At 74.6% G+C, this 17,224-nt stretch carries 13 protein-coding genes; 2 read left to right on the plus strand and 11 right to left on the minus strand.

Annotated features, from left to right (window positions below; translation table 11 throughout):
- Positions 1-1,047 carry an LLM class flavin-dependent oxidoreductase gene (locus I4I82_RS24980; RefSeq protein WP_218593696.1) on the plus strand — a complete coding sequence of 349 codons (1,047 nt, stop codon included), beginning with the start codon at positions 1-3 and terminating at the stop codon, positions 1,045-1,047.
- Between the two features lie 236 nt (positions 1,048-1,283).
- Here I4I82_RS24980 and I4I82_RS24985 read toward each other — a convergent pair whose 3' ends face one another.
- The 3 genes from I4I82_RS24985 to solA form a co-directional block, all read right to left on the minus strand.
- Positions 1,284-3,335: a DEAD/DEAH box helicase gene (locus tag I4I82_RS24985; RefSeq protein ID WP_218596056.1), complete on the minus strand. Its 2,052-nt coding sequence runs from the start codon at positions 3,333-3,335 to the stop codon at positions 1,284-1,286.
- A 404-nt stretch (positions 3,336-3,739) separates the two neighbouring features.
- Positions 3,740-5,044, minus strand: coding sequence for an aromatic ring-hydroxylating oxygenase subunit alpha (locus tag I4I82_RS24990; protein WP_218596057.1), 1,305 nt, complete (start codon positions 5,042-5,044; stop codon positions 3,740-3,742).
- A 20-nt stretch (positions 5,045-5,064) separates the two neighbouring features.
- Positions 5,065-6,276, minus strand: coding sequence for an N-methyl-L-tryptophan oxidase (gene solA, locus I4I82_RS24995; RefSeq protein WP_218596058.1), 1,212 nt, complete (start codon positions 6,274-6,276; stop codon positions 5,065-5,067).
- 73 nt (positions 6,277-6,349) lie between these two features.
- Here solA and I4I82_RS25000 point away from each other — a divergent pair, with 73 nt between their 5' ends.
- Complete coding sequence (locus I4I82_RS25000; RefSeq protein WP_218591087.1) at positions 6,350-7,270, plus strand: LysR family transcriptional regulator; 921 nt, start codon at positions 6,350-6,352, stop codon at positions 7,268-7,270.
- A gap of 33 nt (positions 7,271-7,303) precedes the next feature.
- Here the strand turns inward: I4I82_RS25000 and I4I82_RS25005 are convergent, their stop codons facing one another.
- The 8 genes from I4I82_RS25005 to I4I82_RS25040 all read right to left on the minus strand — a co-directional run bounded on the left by I4I82_RS25005 (position 7,304) and on the right by I4I82_RS25040 (position 17,202).
- Positions 7,304-9,250: a helix-turn-helix domain-containing protein gene (locus I4I82_RS25005; protein WP_218591086.1), complete on the minus strand. Its 1,947-nt coding sequence runs from the start codon at positions 9,248-9,250 to the stop codon at positions 7,304-7,306.
- A 114-nt stretch (positions 9,251-9,364) separates the two neighbouring features.
- Complete coding sequence (locus tag I4I82_RS25010; RefSeq protein WP_218596059.1) at positions 9,365-11,317, minus strand: helix-turn-helix domain-containing protein; 1,953 nt, start codon at positions 11,315-11,317, stop codon at positions 9,365-9,367.
- A gap of 160 nt (positions 11,318-11,477) precedes the next feature.
- Positions 11,478-12,722 (minus strand): LLM class flavin-dependent oxidoreductase, encoded by a 1,245-nt coding sequence (locus tag I4I82_RS25015; RefSeq protein ID WP_218591084.1) that lies wholly within the window; start codon positions 12,720-12,722, stop codon positions 11,478-11,480.
- 30 nt (positions 12,723-12,752) lie between these two features.
- A complete protein-coding gene (locus tag I4I82_RS25020) occupies positions 12,753-13,055 on the minus strand; it encodes an EthD family reductase (RefSeq protein ID WP_218591083.1) in 303 nt (100 codons plus the stop codon).
- A gap of 37 nt (positions 13,056-13,092) precedes the next feature.
- Positions 13,093-13,857: an SDR family NAD(P)-dependent oxidoreductase gene (locus I4I82_RS25025; protein WP_218591082.1), complete on the minus strand. Its 765-nt coding sequence runs from the start codon at positions 13,855-13,857 to the stop codon at positions 13,093-13,095.
- Positions 13,858-13,870: 13 nt separating this feature from the next.
- Complete coding sequence (locus I4I82_RS25030; RefSeq protein WP_218591081.1) at positions 13,871-14,644, minus strand: alpha/beta fold hydrolase; 774 nt, start codon at positions 14,642-14,644, stop codon at positions 13,871-13,873.
- A gap of 24 nt (positions 14,645-14,668) precedes the next feature.
- On the minus strand, positions 14,669-15,460 hold the full coding sequence (locus I4I82_RS25035; protein WP_218591080.1) for an SDR family NAD(P)-dependent oxidoreductase: 792 nt from the start codon (positions 15,458-15,460) through the stop codon (positions 14,669-14,671).
- Positions 15,461-15,645: 185 nt separating this feature from the next.
- Positions 15,646-17,202, minus strand: a complete 1,557-nt coding sequence (locus I4I82_RS25040; RefSeq protein ID WP_218591079.1) for an ABC transporter substrate-binding protein — start codon at positions 17,200-17,202, stop codon at positions 15,646-15,648.
- Between the last annotated feature and the right edge of the window lie 22 nt (positions 17,203-17,224).

The following is a 17,224-nucleotide window of genomic DNA, read 5'->3' on the forward strand; positions in this document are numbered from 1 at the left end:
GTGCGCACCGCTACCACCGTCGAGGCGTCCCAGCGCGGTACCTGGCAGGAGACGCTCGACTTCGTGGTCGAGGCCGAGAAGCTCGGTCTCGACATCTGCTGGGTCGCCGAGGCCTGGGGTTCCGACGCCCCGTCGACGCTGGGCTTCCTCGCCGGCCGCACGCAGAGCATGCTGCTGGGCTCGGGGATCATGCAGGTCGGCGTCCGCACCGCGGTCGCCGTCGCGCAGGCGGCGGCCACGCTCAACGAGATGTCCGACGGCCGCTTCCTGCTCGGCCTCGGCCCGTCGGGCCCCCAGGTCATCGAGGGCCTGCACGGCGTGCCGTTCGCCCGGCCGATGACCCGCACCCGCGAGACGATCGAGGTCGTCCGGCAGGCGCTGCGCGGGGAGAAGGTGAGCTTCTCCGGGCGGACGATCGCGATCCCGCTGCCCGACGGCGAGGGCCGGCCGATGCGGCTGTCGAGCGCGCCGCAGCCCGACCTCCCGATCTTCCTGGCCACGATGTCGCCGAAGATGCTGGAGCTCACCGGGGAGCTGGCCGACGGCTGGCTCGGCACCAGCTTCGTCCCCGAGGGCTCCGACGCCTACTTCACCCACCTCGACGCCGGGCTCGCGAAGGCCGGCCGCACGCGCAAGGACCTCGACGTGTGCCAGGGCGCGGAGGTCGCGTTCGCCGCCGACGAGGAGGCGCTGACCGCGATGGTGGCCACCCGCAAGAAGGAGCTCGCCTTCAGCCTCGGCGGCATGGGCTCGGCCACCACCAACTACTACAACGACGCCTACAGCCGCCAGGGCTGGGCCGACGTCGCCGCGGCCGTGCGCGAGCGCTGGCAGGGCGGCGACCGCGACGGCGCCGCCGGGCTCGTCACCGACGAGATGGTGCTGGGCACCACGCTGATCGGCACCGAGGACATGGTCCGCACCCGGCTGGGGGTGTGGCGCGACGCGGGCGTCGACATCGTGCGGCTCTACCCGGCGGGGGAGACCCTCGACGAGCGCCTGACCACGCTCGGCCGGGCCCTGGATCTCGTCCGCGAGGTGGGCTGACCGACGGCCGAGTGGCCGGCTCCGAGAGCTGCCACACCGCGGAGGGCGTCGAGGACTGCGACCTGCTGGTGGCCATCGGCTGCAACCCGTGGACTGCGCACGGGTTCCCCAACGCCCGCACCGTGCTCGACACGCTGCGCAACGACCCCGACCGCCGCATGATCGTGATCGACCCGCGGCGCACCGAGACCGCCGACGCTGGAGGTGGTGGACCTGACCGGCTCCTGACCGCCCCCCTACGCGGCGGTCAGCGCGTCGGTCAGCAGCGCGACGAGCGCGGCGTGCTGCACGTCGGTCGACGAGCCGACCTCCTCCTCGGAGCCGTCGAGGGCCTGGGCGGCGAGCCCCGCCTTGCTGTCGATCAGCTCGGCGATCCGGGCGTCGATCGTCTGCGCGGCGATGATCCGCCACGCGGTGACCGGCTCGGCCTGGCCGATCCGGTGGCTGCGGTCGATGGCCTGGGTCTGCTCGGCGGCGGTCCAGGACAGCTCCGCGAGGACGATGTTGGACGCCACCTGTAGGTTGATGCCGACGCCGGCAGCGGTGAGCGAGCAGACCGCGACGGCGACGCCCGGGTCCTCGACGAACGCGTCGATGTTGCGCTGGCGCACGGTCGGGGTCTGGTCGCCCCGGATCGAGGAGTACCGGATGCCGCGCTCGGCGAACAGCTCCTCGGCGGCGTCCATCACGTCGACGTGCTTGGCGAAGAAGACGACCTTGCCCGCGCTGTGCGCGAGCTGCGCCGCGTAGTCGGCGGCGAGCCCGGCTTTCGCCTGGCCGATCCGGCGCATCATGCCGAACACGTTGTCGCCCGACCCCGCCTCGGCGGCGTCCTTCTGCTCCCAGCGGGCCACCCGGCGGACGAGCTCGTGGTCGATGCCCTCGACCACGGGCCCGGAGCGCCGGTTGGCGATGGCGTCGGAGTAGCGGGCCACCATGCGGCGGGCGAGGTCGCGCTCGGCCGCGCGGATCGAGCGGCCGGCGGCGCCGTCGAGCTCGACGGGGAGGTCGGCCACGCGGCGCGCCGGGATGTCGGCGGCCACGTCGACCTTGCGGCGCCGGACGATGCCGAGGTCGACCACCGACGTGCGGGCGGCGGTGTAGAAGCCCGGGTCGGCCGGGTTCAGGCCGGTGGCGGCGAGGGAGTCCATCAGCTCGGCGCGGGGCTTGGTGGCGTCGATCCAGCCGAGGAACTGCCAGATCGCGAGGAAGTCCTCGATGCCGTTGATCAGCGGCGTGCCGGTGAGCGCCATGAGCAGCGGGCGCGCGGTGAACGACCGGATCCGCTCGGACAGGTCCAGCACGTGCTTGGACCGCTGCGAGGTCTTGTTCTTGATGAAGTGCGCCTCGTCGACGACCATCCCGCGGAAGCCGAATTCGCCGAGCCAGCCGACGTGGCGGTCGAGCACCTCGTAGTTGACGACGACGATGTCGGCGAACCCGTCGACGGCGTCGCCGTTGCCGTGGATCGCGGTGGCCCGGCGGTGCGGCGTCCACAGCCCGGCCTCGCGCACCCAGTTGGTCTTGACCACGTTGGGCACGACGACGAGCAGCGGGTAGGCGTTCGCGGCCTCGGCGGCGAGCAGCGCCTGGGCCGTCTTGCCCAGCCCGGGCTCGTCGGCGAGCAGGAACGTGCGGTGCCCCTGCGCGGCCGCGGAGACCAGCCGGGCCTGGTGGGGCATGAGCTCGCGGCCACCGGGGACGGTGCGGCGCGTCGGCTCGGGCAGCGTCATGGAGGTCGACGCCGAGGGCGCGGCGCGCTCGAAGGAGCGCAGCAGCGGCCCCAGCAGCTCCCAGCCGGCCAGCGGCGTCGCGCGCGGGGCGCTGGGCCGGGCGGCGGCGAAGTCGGGGGCGAGGAAGGGGTTGGCGAGCTGGCGCGAGACGACCGACTGCGGCACCACCCGCGGCTTGGCGGGGGCGGCGGGGGCCTCCTCCACCGGCGGGGCCTCGGCGGTGCCGGTCTCGAAGGCCGGCTCGATGCCCGCGGTCCGCAGCACGTCGCGCCGCAGCGACCGGGCCTCGTCGGAGACCACGGCGTCCTCGGCGAGCAGGGCCAGCAGCCCGGGGTCGCGGACGGCGGCCATCGCGAGGCTCGTCGCGATCGCGTCGAGGCGCTTGAGCTGCTCGGCCCGCTGCGCGGCCGTGCCGCTCCCGTCGGACTGCACGCGGGAGCGCTCGTCGCGCAGCAGCAGCGCGACCGCCTGGAACTTGGTGCGCGTCGCGGCCGTCGTGCGGCCCCCGCGCAGCGCGGCCTCGATCTCGCGCACGGCGCGCGCGAGCGCCGACATGACGTCGTCGCCGCCGTCGCGGGGCCGTCGTCGGTCGCGCGGGGCGCTGCGGCGAACCCCGTTCCGGGGCTGGCCTCGTCGAGCCACGAACTCGTCCTCCTCGGTGCCGGCGGGGCCCGGTCGGGCCGCCACCGCGCGCAGTGCCGCCGCGGGGGTGCCGCCGGAGGAGCGGGATCGGCTCCTGCGCGACGGGACCCGGCCACGGATCGTCGGAGACCACCGCCGCGGAGGGCCCGGCGCCGCCTGTGTGGAGAGGAAGGGCGGGCCACCGGCCGCGACACCCACCGGGGTGGGCCGGCCGCGCCGGGAGGAACAGGGCCCGGCGGGGTGGTTCTCGTGACCATCCTACCCGGCCGAGTGCCCGTCGCGGGCCCGCGCCGCGCCGCGCCCGTGACGGACGGCACTCAGGCCGGGTCGGGGAACATCCGCGTGGCCGTCCCCGCGTCGCCGCCGGGCACCCGGTCGACGCCGACCATGCGGTCGACGACCATGTTCTGGAAGCGGTGCAGCGGCTCCTCGAAGCGGTAGCACATGCGGCCGCCGCGGTAGGCGGGGTTCGCGATGCCCTCCTGGACGCGCTCCACGATCTCCAGGTCCTGCCGGTTCACCAGGTCCCAGAACTCCGTGAGCCGGTCGAGCCCCTCCTGCGCGCCGGGCGCCTCCAGCGCGGCGGGGTGGGTGAGCAGGACCGCGGTCTCCACGGTGCGGTCCGCCGCGACGGGGCGGTTGAGCAGCACGAACGCGTGGTTGGGCAGGACCACCAGCGCGCAGCTGGGGAACAGCCAGACGAAGCGGCCGCTGTCGGCGTCGTCGGGGCCCAGGGTGTCGAGCGCGACCAGGCCGTCCCAGCCGCCGGCGTCGGTGTTGCGCGACACCGGCGTCGTGCACATCCCCGTGTACATGCCGGGCCCCTGCCAGCGGTAGTGGTCGGAGAACTTCGAGACCCTGCTCAGCTCCGGGTGCACCCAGGGCAGGTGGTAGTACTCCATGAAGTTCTCGGCGATCAGCTTGTGGTTGGCGGCGACGTCGTAGGTGCGGCGGCGCTGCGGGATCCAGCGGTGCAGCCCGTGGTCGGCGAAGCGCTGCGGCAGGTCGCCCAGGTGCTCGGCCAGCGGCGCGGGGTCCGGCACGAGGTTCACGAAGAGCAGGAAGCCCCAGGTGTCGACGGCGACGGGGAGCAGGCCGTGGTCGGCGCGGTCGAACGCGGTGGCGCCGGAGGTGTCGAAGACCGGCTGCTGCCCGTCAGGGACGTCGGAGCCCTCGAACAGCGGCGTGCCCAGGCACGAGCCGTCGGAGTCGTAGGTCCAGCTGTGGTACGGGCACCGGATGCGCCCGCGCCTGCCGAGCTCGCGCGCGCCGGCGTCGAGCAGGCGGGCGGCGCGGTGGCGGCAGACGTTGTGGAAGGCGCGCAGCCCGCCGCTGCGGTCGCGCGTCACGATCACCGAGCGGCCCGCGACGTCGACGACGACGCACGCCCCCGGCCGGTCGACGTCGGCGGTGAACCCGACCGGCACCCACCCGGCGGCGAACACCCGCTCCCGCTCGAGGGCGAAGAACTCGGGGGAGGTGTAGGCGTCGGGCAGCAGCGTCGACGCCCGGTCCACCGGCAGCCGCGTGTGGCGGTAGGTGGACTCCTCGGTGAACAGCGCCGCGGGGACCGGGCGGGCGGGGAGGTCGTGGTAGGTCGTCCGGGTCGTCTCGGCGGTCATCGGGGATCGGTCCTCCGGGCTCAGGTGTGGAAGCTGCGCGGGAACGCCGGGTCGGTCAGCGCCGGGCGGTCGATCGCGAACGCCCCGATCGGCAGGTCCGGGGTGCGGTCCAGGGCCAGGTCGGTGAGCAGCCGCCCGATCAGCGCGGCGAACTTGTAGGCGTGCCCGGCCCCGATCGCGACGACGACCTGCGGGGCCCCGGGCAGCGTGTCGAGCACGAAGTCCTGGTCCGGGGGCACCGTGTAGAGGCACGTCCTCGAGTACAGCTCGGGACCGCGGAAGCGCGGGACGTGGCGGGCGAGGAACTCGTCGTAGCGCGCGCGGCGGACGGGGTCGGGCTCGAACGAGCGGTCGTCGGCGGTGGTCTCGTCGCCGCCCATGTGCTGCCCGAGCTTCGTGGCGACCTCGCCGTACACGGGGAAGCCGTAGAAGTTGTGGCGGCCGTGCCACATGAACACCGGGAACCGCGATGGCGAGAACTCCGCGAGGTGCGGCGTCGCGTAGTAGGTGACCTGCTCGCGCAGCACGGTCAGCGGCAGCCGCACGCCGGTCGCGGCGAGGACCTGGTTGGTCCAGGCGTCGGCGGTGACGACGACCCGGTCGGCGCGCAGCACCCCCGCGTCGGTGACGACCGCGACGCCGCCGCCGTCGGGCCGGACCTCGCGCACCGGCGTGTGCGTGCGGACCTCCGCTCCGTGCGCGCGGGCCAGCGCGATGTGCACCGCGTTCGCGCGCCCGGCGTCGACGATGCCGGAGTCCTCCTGGTAGAGGGCCTGCTCGCCGCCGTCGACGCGGAACTGGGGCCAGCGCGCGACCAGCTCGTCGGCGTCGAGCAGCTCGTAGCCGACGCCGAAGCGGTCGAACAGCGCGGTGTAGCCCTCGATGTTGCGGGTACCGGTGGCGGTGCCGCGCCGGGCGACCCGGTCCTCGACCACCAGCCCGCCGGTGCGGGTGAGCAGCCGCTGCCCGGACTCCTCCTCGACCTCCGCCCACGCCGCGTAGGCCGGCGCGGCCAGCGCCGCGTACTGCTCCTGGTGCTGGGCGAGCCGGATGATCCGCGAGTGGTCCTGGGAGGCGCCGCGGTGGTGGCCGAGCTCGAACTGCTCGATCCCCAGGACGCCCGACCCCTGCTGGCCGGACCCCTGCACACCGGACCCCTGCTCGGCGGCGAGGCGGTGCAGCGCCGCCGACCCCAGGCCGCCGAGGCCGACGACGATGGTGCGGTAGGCCATGGGGCCAGTGTCGGCACCCGCGACGGTCCGCGTCCATCGAAGAATCCCGTCCCTGACCGTGTACGTTCCTCGGATGATCGACCGGCGTCTCCGCGTGCTGCAGGCGATCGCCCGCCACGGCACGGTCACCGCGGCGGCGCAGGTCTGCCGGATGACGCCGTCCTCGGCGTCGCACCAGGTGCAGCAGCTCGCCCGGGAGCTCGGTGTCGTCCTGCTCGAACCCGACGGGCGGCGCGTGCGGCTCACCCCGGCCGCCCGGATCGTGCTGGCGCACGGGGAGGTCCTGACGGCCCAGTGGGAGCGGGCGCGGGCCGAGCTGGGCGCGCACCGGCCGGACGGTGTCACCGGGGCGCTGCGGTTCTGCGCGTTCTCCACCGCGGCCGCCGCGGTCGTGCCCGCGGCGCTCGCGCTGCTGCGGGACTCGCACCCGACCCTGCGGCTGCACCTGCGCGAGGCCGAGCCCGCCCGCGCGTTCGACCTGCTCGCCGCGGGCGACACCGACATCGTCGTGGTCGTCGCGACGGCGGCCATCCCGCCGGTCACCGACCCGGCGTTCGACCAGCGCATCCTCTACGACGAGCCGCTCGACGTGCTCGTCGGCCCGGACCACCCGCTCGTCGGGCGCGCCGACGTCGCCCTGGCCGACCTCGCCGCCGACCCCTGGATCTGCGGCGGCCCCGGCACCGCCTACCACCAGCTCGTGACGCTGGCCTGCTCCGGCGCCGGCTTCGCCCCCGACGTCGCCCACCACGCCGACGAGTGGGACACCGGCGCCGCGCTGGTGGCCCTCGGTTTCGGCGTGGCGCTGGTGCCGCGCCTGGCCGACCTCCCCGCCCGCCACGACACCCGCCGCCTGCGCATCGCGGCCCCGCCGGTGCGCCGCGTCGTCGCCGCGGTGCGGGCGGGGGCGCAGGACCAGCCGGTGCTCAGCGCGGGGCTGGCGGCGCTGCGCAGCGCGGGCGACGCGCTGGCGCCGCGGCTGGGGGTGGCCTGACCCGGCCCGTGCCGGGTGCCGGGGGAGCCGGCGTCAGCCGCGCAGACGGTGGAACTGCAGCACCATCTGCATCTCCAGCGCGCCGCGGGGCTCGCGCCAGCAGCGCCCGCCCAGCACCTGGTCGATCCGGTCGAGGCGCTGGTAGACGGTGTTGATGTGGACCCCGAGCTCGCGGGCGGTGTCGGGCGGGCTCTGGCCCGCGGCGAAGTAGCGGTCGAGCGTCGGGACCAGCACGGTGCCGTGCCGCTGGTCGTAGGCCAGCAGCGGGCCCAGCGTGCGGTCGAGCAGGCGCTGCACCTGCGCGGGGGTGGTGTCCTCCAGGACCCTCCCGACGACCCCCAGCTCGGCGAGGTCGGAGCCCTCGCCCTCACGGCCGAGCGCGAGGAGCAGGCGGTGGCAGCGGGCGGCGCCGCGGTGCAGGGACCGCAGCCCGTCGACGCTGTCGGCGGCGCCCGCGGCACCGGCCGTGGCCGGGCTGCCGGTGGCGCCGCGCACGTGGTCGACCGCGGCGCGGGCGAGCGCACCCGCGTCCGGGTCGGGGACCAGTGCCACCACCTGCCCGGCGTGCTCGCCGACCACGCCCCCGCGGGCCGTCGCGAACTCGACGGCGTACGCGAGCAGGCGGCGGCGGGGCAGCGCCGCGGCGGTGAGCACGACGACCGAGTGCGGCCGGTCCAGGTCCAGCACGCCCAGGCGGCGCGCCCGGCGCCGGAACGCGGCGGGATCGGCGGCGCGGTCCGCGAGGAGGTCCTCCACCAGCTCGGCGTGCAGCTCCTGCGCGACGATCGAGCTCTGGCGCTCCATGAGCAGCAGCAGTGCCGCGGTCTGGGCCGAGCGCTCCAGGGCGCGCACGTCGGCGTCCGGGATCGGGGTGCTGCGGGCGAGCAGCAGCCGGCCGAACGAGTCCTTGCCCGCGCGCACCGGGACCACGCGGATCTGCGCCCCGGCCGGCCGGGTGCCCCCGACCGGTCCGGGGAACCGCGGCGCCCCGGGGGCCGCGCCGTGGGCGAGCACGCCCCCGGCGGGGTCGAGCAGGACGACGGTGCCCTCGAGCAGCTCCGCCAGCGTGTCGACCAGGTGCGGCAGGTCGACGCGGGTGAGCGCCATGGGCATCAGCTGCTCGTGGACCCGCGCGGCCCGCTCCAGGACCTCGCGCTGGGCGTGCAGCCGGGCGTTCGCCTCGCGCAGCTCGGCCGACGCCTCCTGCGCCCGCTCGTAGAGCCGCGCGTTCTCGATGACGACGGACGCGTGCGCGGCGAGCGAGGACAGCAGCGCGATCTCGCTCTGCCCGAAGGCGCGCTCGTGCCGCTCGGCGGCGAACAGGGCGCCGAACACCCGGGTGCCGATCGTGATCGGCACACCTGCGATGGCGACGAGCCCCTCCAGCTCCACGGCGGACGCGACGGGCCGCTCGCGCCGCAGGCGGGGGTCGGTGCAGTAGTTCGAGGTGGCGATCGGCTGCCCGGTCTCGATCACGTAGCCGCCGACGCCCGACCCGGGCCGCTGCCGGATCGACCGGATCGCCGCCGTGCGGGTACCGGCGGTGACCCGCATGAGCGCGTCGCCGCTGGCCGGCTCGACCAGCGCGAGGTAGCTGCATGCGCAGCCCAGCAGCCGCCGGACGCGGTCGACGATCGCGCTGAGGACGTCGTCGGTGCCGCGCAGCGAGGTGAGGTCGCGCGCGGTCTCGTAGAGCCCCTGCATCTCCTGCTCGCGGCGGGCGCGGCGGTCCAGCAGCGCCCGGATGCGCTGCGCGTCCTGCAGCGCGGTGCGCAGGAGCGGGGAGGCCCCGGCGCTCCCGTCCCCGGAGGCCTCGTCCCCGGTGTCCTCGTCCCCGGTGCCCCCTTCCCCGGAGGTGGCATCCCGCACCGCCTCGGCGAGCGTGCTCTCCGGCACGTCGTCGGCGAGCAGGTGCAGGATCCGCGACAGCGCGCCGCCGGCCCCGTCGATCCGGCCCGGCGTGTCGGTGGACAGCGACATCGGTGCCCCCCTCCTGTGCACGACCGGCGGCGCTCGCGGCGAACGGTGGTTAGCCGACTGTAGGTTCGTGCCCGAGAAGGGGTCAAGACGCAGGAGATGCCCGGCGAGCGGTCGCTAGCCGCCGGGGGCCGGCAGGAGCTCCTCGACCGGCACCTGGTCGAGCACCCGGCGCAGCTGCAGCGCCACGTGCATCGTCAGCGCGCCGTCGGGCTCACGCCGGCGGCGGTGGCCGAGCACGCTGTCGATGCGCTCCAGCCGCTGGTAGACGGTGTTCGGGTGCACCTGCAGCAGGCGCGCCGCCGCCCGCGGGTTCTGGCCGGTGGCGAACCACCCCTCGAGCGTGGGCAGCAGCAGCGTGCGGTGCTCCTCGTCGTAGCGCTCCAGGGGCGCGACGGACTCGGCGAGCAGCATCCGCAGCTGCTTGGGGGAGGTGCCGTCGAGGACGAGCCCGAGCACGCCGAGGTCCTCGGTCCCGGCGCCCTCCCCGGCGCGGCCCAGCGCCAGCAGCAGCCGCAGGCAGCGCTGCGCCTCGCGGTGGCGGTCGCGGACCTCGCGCGCCGATCTCGCGACGCCGGCCACCCCCGCGGTCACCGGGACCCCGGTGGACCGGCCGAGCTCGCCCGGGAGCTGCCGGGCGAGCTCGGCCGGGTCGGTGTCGGGAAGCAGCAGCACGACGCGGGCCGCGTGCTCCGTGGCGAGGCCGCCGTGCCGGGCGGCGAGCTCGGCCGCGGCGTGCAGCAGCGCACGCCGGCCCACCCCGTCGGCCGCGACCACGGCGACGGTGTGCGGCGTGCGCAGGTCGATGCCGCCCGACCGCCGGACGCGCCGCTCGAACGCGCGCCAGTCGGGCTCGCGGTCGGCCAGCAGGTCGTCGACCAGCTCGCCGCGCACCTGCTGCTCGGCCATCGACACCTGGCGGTCCATGAGCAGCAGCAGCGCGGCGGTCTGGGCCGCCCGCTCCAGCGTGCGCACGTCGGGCCCGGCGAGCCGGGGTGCCGGGGGCTCACCGGTGACGAGCACGAGGTGCCCGAACGACTCGGTACCCGCCCGCACGGGGACCGTCCACGTGCCGGGCCGGGCCTCGTGCGCGCCGACGGCCCCGGGCCCGGGTGCGGGCAGGTCGCCCGGCAGCGGGCCCCCGCCCGCGGAGGCGAGCACCCGCCCGTCGACGCCCACGGCCGCGACCACGGCCCCGAGCATCCCGGCGACGGTCTCGACCAGCTCGCCGACGTCGGCGCGCCGCAGGGCCAGCGGCATCAGCTGCTCGTGCGCGGCCCCGGCGCGCTCCAGCGCCCGCCCCTGGTGGGCGAGCACCTCGTTGGCGTCGCGCAGCCGCTGCGCCGTCGTCTCGGCGTGCTCGAACAGCCGCGAGTTCTCGATCACGACCGACGCGTGGTCGGCCAGCGAGGACAGCAGCGCCACCTCCGACCGGTCGAACGCGCGCTCGTAGCGGTTGGCGACGAACAGCGCCCCCATCACCTGGTCGCCGATGCGCAGCGGGACGCCGACCATGCTCACGATGCCGTCCTCGACGACCGCGTCGGTGACGGCGCGGTCGCGCTGCAGCCGGGGGTCGTTGACGTAGTCCGCGGTCGCGAACGGCTCGCCCGTCGCGATGATCCGGCCGCCGACCCCGCTGCCCAGCGGCTGGCGCACCGACTCGATCGCCCGGGTCACCGTGCCGAGCGTGGTGCGCATGTAGACGTCGCCCGCACCGGGGTCGCGCAGCGCCAGGTAGGTGGCGTCGGTGCCCAGCAGCTGGCGGGCCCGGCGGACGATCGCCTCGAGCACCTCGTCGACGTCGCGCAGCGATGCCAGGTCGCGGGCGGTCTCGAACAGCGCGTGGGTCTCCTTCTCGCGCCGCTTGCGGTGGTCGAGCAGCTCACGCACGCGGCCGGCCCGGCCCACGGCCACGAGCAGCTCGTCGCGCTCGGCCGTGGGCGGCCCGCTCTCGACGGCCTCGGCCAGCCGGTCGAACGCCTCGCCGGGGGCCTCGGTCGCGAGCAGGTGGAGCAGCCGGGCGACGACCTCCTCGGCCGCCCCGTCGCTCCCGCCGCGCTCCGCCATGCCCCCGGTCCCGCCCCCGCCCGCCTGTCCACTCGTCCGCCTGGTCGGCGTGTCCGCCCCGTGCCCGTCCGTCACGCTAGAGGACGGAGGCCCGTTCCGGACACGGTCACGCGACCGCGGTGGGACCGCTGCACCGGTCCCGCCGCGGTCGCCGTCCCGCTCACCCGGTCAGGGCGCCGTCGCCGAACTTCGCCGCGACCCGCTCCTGGCTGACCTTCGGCGTCCAGCGGTCCTCCTCCTCGCCCCAGACGTCGCGCAGCTTCGGGATCACCTGGGTGCCGAAGAGCTGGTTGTTCTGCGCGGCCACCTCCTCGGGCAGGTCGCCCACGTGCATGCACGTGATGAGCTGGCCGATCCGGAGGTCGGTGGCGAGCTCGCGGACGCGCTGCTCCACCCGCTCCGGGGTGCCGGCGATGATGTAGCCCAGCTCGTCGTACTCCCAGAACGACAGCTCGCCGCGGGTCGCCTTGAGCCGCTCCTCGGCCGACTGCGTCCTCGCCCGGGTCAGGTTCGCCCGCACCGACGCCGGGGTGTTGTAGCCCGGCGGCGTCGCGAACTCGATGCCCGTGGGGTTCTGCCGGTAGAAGTACTTCACCGCGTCGCCGTAGAGCCGCTCGGCCTCGGCGTCGGAGTCGGCCGTGCAGATGATCTGTGTGAACGCCATCCGGTTGGGGTTCATGTTCGCGCCCTGGTCGGCGGTGTACTCCCAGAACCCGTTGACGATCGGCGCCGCGCTCTGCTTGCCCGAGAACGACAGGTAGCCGTAGCAGTAGTCCAGCGCGTTGACGACGTCCCAGGTCTCGGGGCTGCCGCTGCCCGGGATCCACACGGGGATCTCGTCCTGCACCGGCCGCGGCCACGGGTTGACGTAGCGCAGCTTGGTGTACTGCCCGTTGAACGCGAACGGCTCCTCGGCCTTCCACGCCCGCGTGATGAGGTCGCGGGCCTCGTGGAAGCGGTCGCGCAGCTCGATCGGCGGCACCCCGTAGGCGAACGCGGTGTCCATCGGCGTGCCGAACACGATGCCCGCGATGATCCGCCCGCCCGACAGGCAGTCGAGCATCGCGATCTCCTCGGCCACCCGGACCGGCGGGTTGTAGAGCGCCAGGGAGTTGCCGCACAGCGCGATCGCGGCGTTCTCCGTGGTGGCGGCCAGGATCGAGGCGATGAGGTTGGGCGAGGGCGTCATCGCGAGCGAGGTCTGGTGGTGCTCGTTGAGCAGCAGCGAGTCCCAGCCGAGGCCGTCCGCCTGCTGCATCAGGCGGATGTAGGTGTGGTAGTCCTCGCCCACCTGCGTGGGGTCGGCGACCGAGGCGGGCGGCGTGACCCAGGAGCTGTGCACGGTGTCGCCGTAGTCGGCCGGGAGCTTGGTGTAGTACTGCTGGGCGAACCAGTGGAACTTCACGGGAGTCCTTCCGTGGGCTGCGGGTGCCGGTCAGGCGACGGTGCCGACCAGGTGGGTGGCGGTCGTGCCGCCGAGGTTCGCCACGTCGGCGCCGAGCTCCTTGCCCTCGGGCGTGGCCAGGGCGGCGCCCATCGCGTCGGCGTCGGCGAAGTACAGCTCGGCCATGATGTGGAAGCGGGGCGCGGAGCCGTCCGGGCCGGGCAGGAAGCGGGTCACCTCCACCTTCTCGATGCCGGGCACCGCCTGCGCGAGCGGGACGTGGGTGCCGAGGTAGTGGGCGTCGAACGCCTCGACGTCGGCGGGGGTGTCGTACAGGACGGTCAGCTTGATCATCGGTCTCTCCTCGGAGGGCGGGGCGGGTGTCGGAGGGTCAGCGGGCGCCGGCGGTCATCGCCCCGCCGTCGACGCGGTAGACCTCGCCGTTGACGAAGGCCGACTCGTCCGAGGCGAGGAACAGCACCATGTTGGCGATGTCGGTGGGCTCGCCGACCCGCGGCGAGGCGACGCCGGCCAGCGCCGCGGCCGGCAGGTCGGGCACGGCGTCGAGCAGCTGCTGGGTGCGGATCACGCCGGGGGCGATCGCGTTGCAGCGCACGCCCTGCTTGCCGTGCTGCGCCGCGACGAACCGGGTGAACCCGATGACGGCGGCCTTGGTCGTGCCGTAGGCGGTCAGCGCCGAGCTGCCGCGCATGCCGCCGACCGAGGCCATGTTGACGATCGATCCGCCGCCGCCCTCGACCATGTGCGGCAGCGCGTTCTTGCAGATCAGGAAGATGCTGCGGACGTTGGTCGCGAACGCGCGGTCCCACATCTCGACCGTCGTGTCGATCACCGAGCCGTCGGTGGACCAGGCGTCCGGCCCGACCAGGGCCGCGTTGTTGTGGACGACGTCGATCCGCCCGTGCTGCGCGACCACGCCCGCGACCAGCGCCTCGATCGAGGCCTGGTCGGTGGCGTCGAAGTGCACGGCGGTGGCCGCGTCCCCGATCGACTCGGCGGTCCGCTTCGCCCCGTCGAGGTTGATGTCGGCGATCACGACCTGCGCACCCTCGCGCGCCAGGGTCTCCGCCGTGGCGGCGCCGATGCCGGCCGCACCGCCGGTGACCAGCGCGATCTTGCCCGCTACCCGTCCCATCGTGGTCTCCTCGTCAGCTGTTCAGGAAGGTGGTCACGGCGGACACGAACGCGTCCTCCTGCTCGACCATGGGGTAGTGGCCCGCCGCCTCGATCGGGGCGAGCGAGGCCTGCGGGATGAGCCGCACGAACTCCTCGGCGTAGGACAGCGGCAGCAGCCCGTCCGACGTCCCGTGGACGACGAGCGTCGGGGCGTCGATCAGCGGCAGGCGCCGCCGCAGGCCGCGGTCGGCGATGGGCCACATGAACTTGGTGGCCGAGCCGAGGTTCTGCGCGGCGAACAGGATCGCGGCGTGCGGGTCGCCCTCGACGGGCACGAAGTTCGTCGGCTCCGCCTTCGGCGGGGTGCCGTGCCACTTCGCCGCCTTCACCTGGTCGGCCGCGCCGAACGGGTCGAGGGTGGGCTCGTCGTCGAGCCACAGCCCGTAGGCGTTGACCAGCACCAGCCGGTTCACCAGCTGCGGGGCGATCGCGGCCAGCTCGGCGGCGAACATCCCGCCCAGCGAGTGGCCGACGACGTCGATGCGGTCGATGCCCCACGACTCGACGAGCTCGCGGTAGAACAGGGCGACGTCGAGGACGTCGGTGAACGACTCGAACCCGGTCGAGCTGCCGTACCCGGGCTGCTCGGGGGCGAGCACGCGGCGGTCGGCGGCCAGGCGCTGCAGGAACCCGGCCCCGCCGGGGTGGCGCTCGTAGCCGTGCAGGTACAGCAGCGGGTCGCCGCTGCCCTGCTCCCACACCTGCACGTCGAACCGGCCGACGTGCGGGATCTCCAAGGTGGTCATGATCGTCCTCTCTGGGTGTGTCGGTCAGAAGTCCGGGCCGAGGCCGCCGATGGGCGGCATCCCGGAGTGGGCCCACAGCCCGCCGTCGGCGACGACGTGGGTGCCGGTGACGAAGGCCGCCTCGTCGGAGGCGAGGAACAGCACGACGTTCGCGATCTCCTCCGCGCGGCCGTAGCGGCCCATCGGGATCGCGTCGCGGATGTCCTCCCAGATCGCCGGCGCGGCGTCGTGCAGCCGGTCGATGGGCGGTGTCCCGATGGGGCCGGGGCACACCGCGTTGCAGCGGATCCCCTTGCGGGCGTACTCGATGCCGGTGACGCGGGACAGGTTGACGACCCCGGCCTTGAGGACGTTGTAGGCGCCCAGCCCGTAGTCGCCCGCCAGGCCCGACACCGAGGCGGTGTTGACGATCGAGCCGCGCCCGGCCGCCAGCATCGGCACCAGCGCGAGCTTGATCGCGTACCAGTAGGAGACGAGCCCGACGTCGAGCGAGCGCCGGAAGCCGTCGAGGGTGAGGTCGCCGACCCGGCCGGCCTCGTAGGCGACGTGGTTGTTGTGCAGCACGTCGAGCGTGCCGTGGGTGTCGACCGCGAAACCGATCACCCGCTCGATCGCGGCCGGGTCGGCGGCGTCGGCGTGCAGGAAGTCGGCGACGCCGCCGCCGTCGCGCAGCTCGCCGGCCACGGCGGCGCCCGCCGCCTCGTCGATGTCGGCGAGCACCACGCGGGCGCCCTCGCGGACGAACGCGCGGGCCGTGGCGGCGCCGATGCCCGAGCCGCCTCCGGTGATCACGGCGACCTTGCCGTCCAGGCGCATGGCTGTCCTCTCGCAGGTGGGGATCGGGTGCGGATCAGGTGCTGCCGGAGTGCTCCGGCGGACCGGCGGTGCGTCACGCCCGGTCGGAGGGCTCGCCCTCCCCGTCCAGTGTGGGGAGGGGCGCCCGCCGCGACAACGGACGGCCGCCCACCCCTGCGCGCCGCATCGTGTGCAGCGCTCCACACCTAGCCGGTGACGCCCACGCCGCGGAACGTCGGCGCGTACGCGGGCTGGTAGCCCTCCGGGAACACGGCCCGGTCGGTCCACGCGCTGGGCGGGACGTGCGCGTGCAGCGGGAACGACTTGAGGATGCGCTTCTCCTCCTCGACCATCCGGTGCATCGCGGGCAGGCGCGCCTCCCGCGTCGAGCCGGCGAGCGCCTCCAGCCACGCCTCCTGGAACTGCGGCGTCGAGGTGTTCCACGGGTTGGCGTACTGGCCGGGCAGGCTGGCCTGGTACACCGTGGTGGGGTCCTGGAACGGCGCGCCCATGCCGGGGAACGCGTCGCCCTCCTGCCGCCCGTAGAAGGTGACGGCGGTGGTGGGCGACTCCACGACGCGGGTCTTCGCGCGCAGGCCCGCCTCGGCGAGCATGGGCACGAGCGCCTCGGCCACGGCGCGGTGGTCGTCGAGCCCGGGCACGATCATCTCGAACTCGAGGCCGTCGGGGTGCCCCGCCTCGGCCAGCAGCCGCCGGGCCAGCGCGGGGTCGTAGCCGTTCTCGCCCTCGGGCGTGACGGCCGGGTCGAACGCCCAGTAGTCGGGCGGCATGTACTGCGCCACGGGCTGCCCGATGCCGAAGAAGACGCCGTCGACGATCGCCTGCCGGTCCACCGCGTGCTGCATCGCCTGCCGCACGCGGATGTCGTCGAACGGCGGACGGCCGGTGTTCATGTACATCGACATGATCGACAGGCTCTTGGACGGGGCGGTGTTGAGCCCGGCCGCGGCGGCCTGGTCGGCCTGCGACGGGTCGAGGTAGGTCAGCTCCGCCTGCCCGGTCTGGAGCATGTTCATCCGCGTCGGCGCGGAGGTCTGCACGTAGATCTCGTAGTGCGCGGCCTTCGCGGCGTCCGGGTCCCAGTAGCCCGGGTTGCGGTCGTAGCGCGTGATCTGCCCGGGGATGTACTCGGCCAGCGTCGCCATCCCGGAGCCGACCGGGTTCTGGTCGAGGTCGGGGTTGGCGAACGCGGCCGGGCTGATCATCGAGCCGAGCGTGCCGCTGAACAGTGCGGGCAGGTTGCCGCCCGGTCCGCTCAGGTTCACGCGCGCGGTGAACTCGTCGACCACCTCGACGCCGGACACGCGGGCGAGCGCGCCCTTCTGCGTGCTGCCCTCCATCGTCATGGCCCGCTCGATGTTGGCCCGCACCGCCTCCGCGTCGAACGGCGTGCCGTCGGTGAAGCTGACGTCGTCGCGCAGGCTGAGCACGATCGCGGTGTCGTCGTCGACGAACTCCCACGAGGTGGCCAGCTGAGGGACGAGCTCACCCGACTCGTCCTCCATGATCAGCTGGTCGTAGACGAGGCGGAAGAAGATCATGTCCCACGGGTTGGCGGACTTGTGGGGGTCGAACGTCGACGGGTTCTGCACGAACACGTAGCGGAACGTGCCCTCGGGGTCGATCTCGCCCGTGCCCGCCGAGCGCGCCGTCCCGCCGCAGGCGGACAGGACCAGCGCGAGCACGGCGAACAGGACGATCGACCATCGGGGGCGCCATCGCAGCGTCGTTGCTGAGCTCACTTGCGATCTCCTGACAGGGGGA

This window comes from Pseudonocardia oceani (genome assembly GCF_019263585.2).
GTDB classification, from domain to species: Bacteria; Actinomycetota; Actinomycetes; order Mycobacteriales; family Pseudonocardiaceae; genus Pseudonocardia; species Pseudonocardia oceani.

Coding starts and splice junctions, on each gene's coding strand:
- I4I82_RS24985 (WP_218596056.1), bottom strand. CDS start 3,335: ATGTCGGCGCTCGCGCGCGCCGTGCGCGAGATCGAGGCCGCGCTGCGC.
- I4I82_RS24990 (WP_218596057.1), bottom strand. CDS start 5,044: ATGACCGCCGAGACGACCCGGACGACCTACCACGACCTCCCCGCCCGC.
- solA (WP_218596058.1), bottom strand. CDS start 6,276: ATGGCCTACCGCACCATCGTCGTCGGCCTCGGCGGCCTGGGGTCGGCG.
- I4I82_RS25000 (WP_218591087.1), top strand. CDS start 6,350: ATGATCGACCGGCGTCTCCGCGTGCTGCAGGCGATCGCCCGCCACGGC.
- I4I82_RS25005 (WP_218591086.1), bottom strand. CDS start 9,250: ATGTCGCTGTCCACCGACACGCCGGGCCGGATCGACGGGGCCGGCGGC.
- I4I82_RS25010 (WP_218596059.1), bottom strand. CDS start 11,317: ATGGCGGAGCGCGGCGGGAGCGACGGGGCGGCCGAGGAGGTCGTCGCC.
- I4I82_RS25020 (WP_218591083.1), bottom strand. CDS start 13,055: ATGATCAAGCTGACCGTCCTGTACGACACCCCCGCCGACGTCGAGGCG.
- I4I82_RS25025 (WP_218591082.1), bottom strand. CDS start 13,857: ATGGGACGGGTAGCGGGCAAGATCGCGCTGGTCACCGGCGGTGCGGCC.
- I4I82_RS25030 (WP_218591081.1), bottom strand. CDS start 14,644: ATGACCACCTTGGAGATCCCGCACGTCGGCCGGTTCGACGTGCAGGTG.
- I4I82_RS25035 (WP_218591080.1), bottom strand. CDS start 15,460: ATGCGCCTGGACGGCAAGGTCGCCGTGATCACCGGAGGCGGCTCGGGC.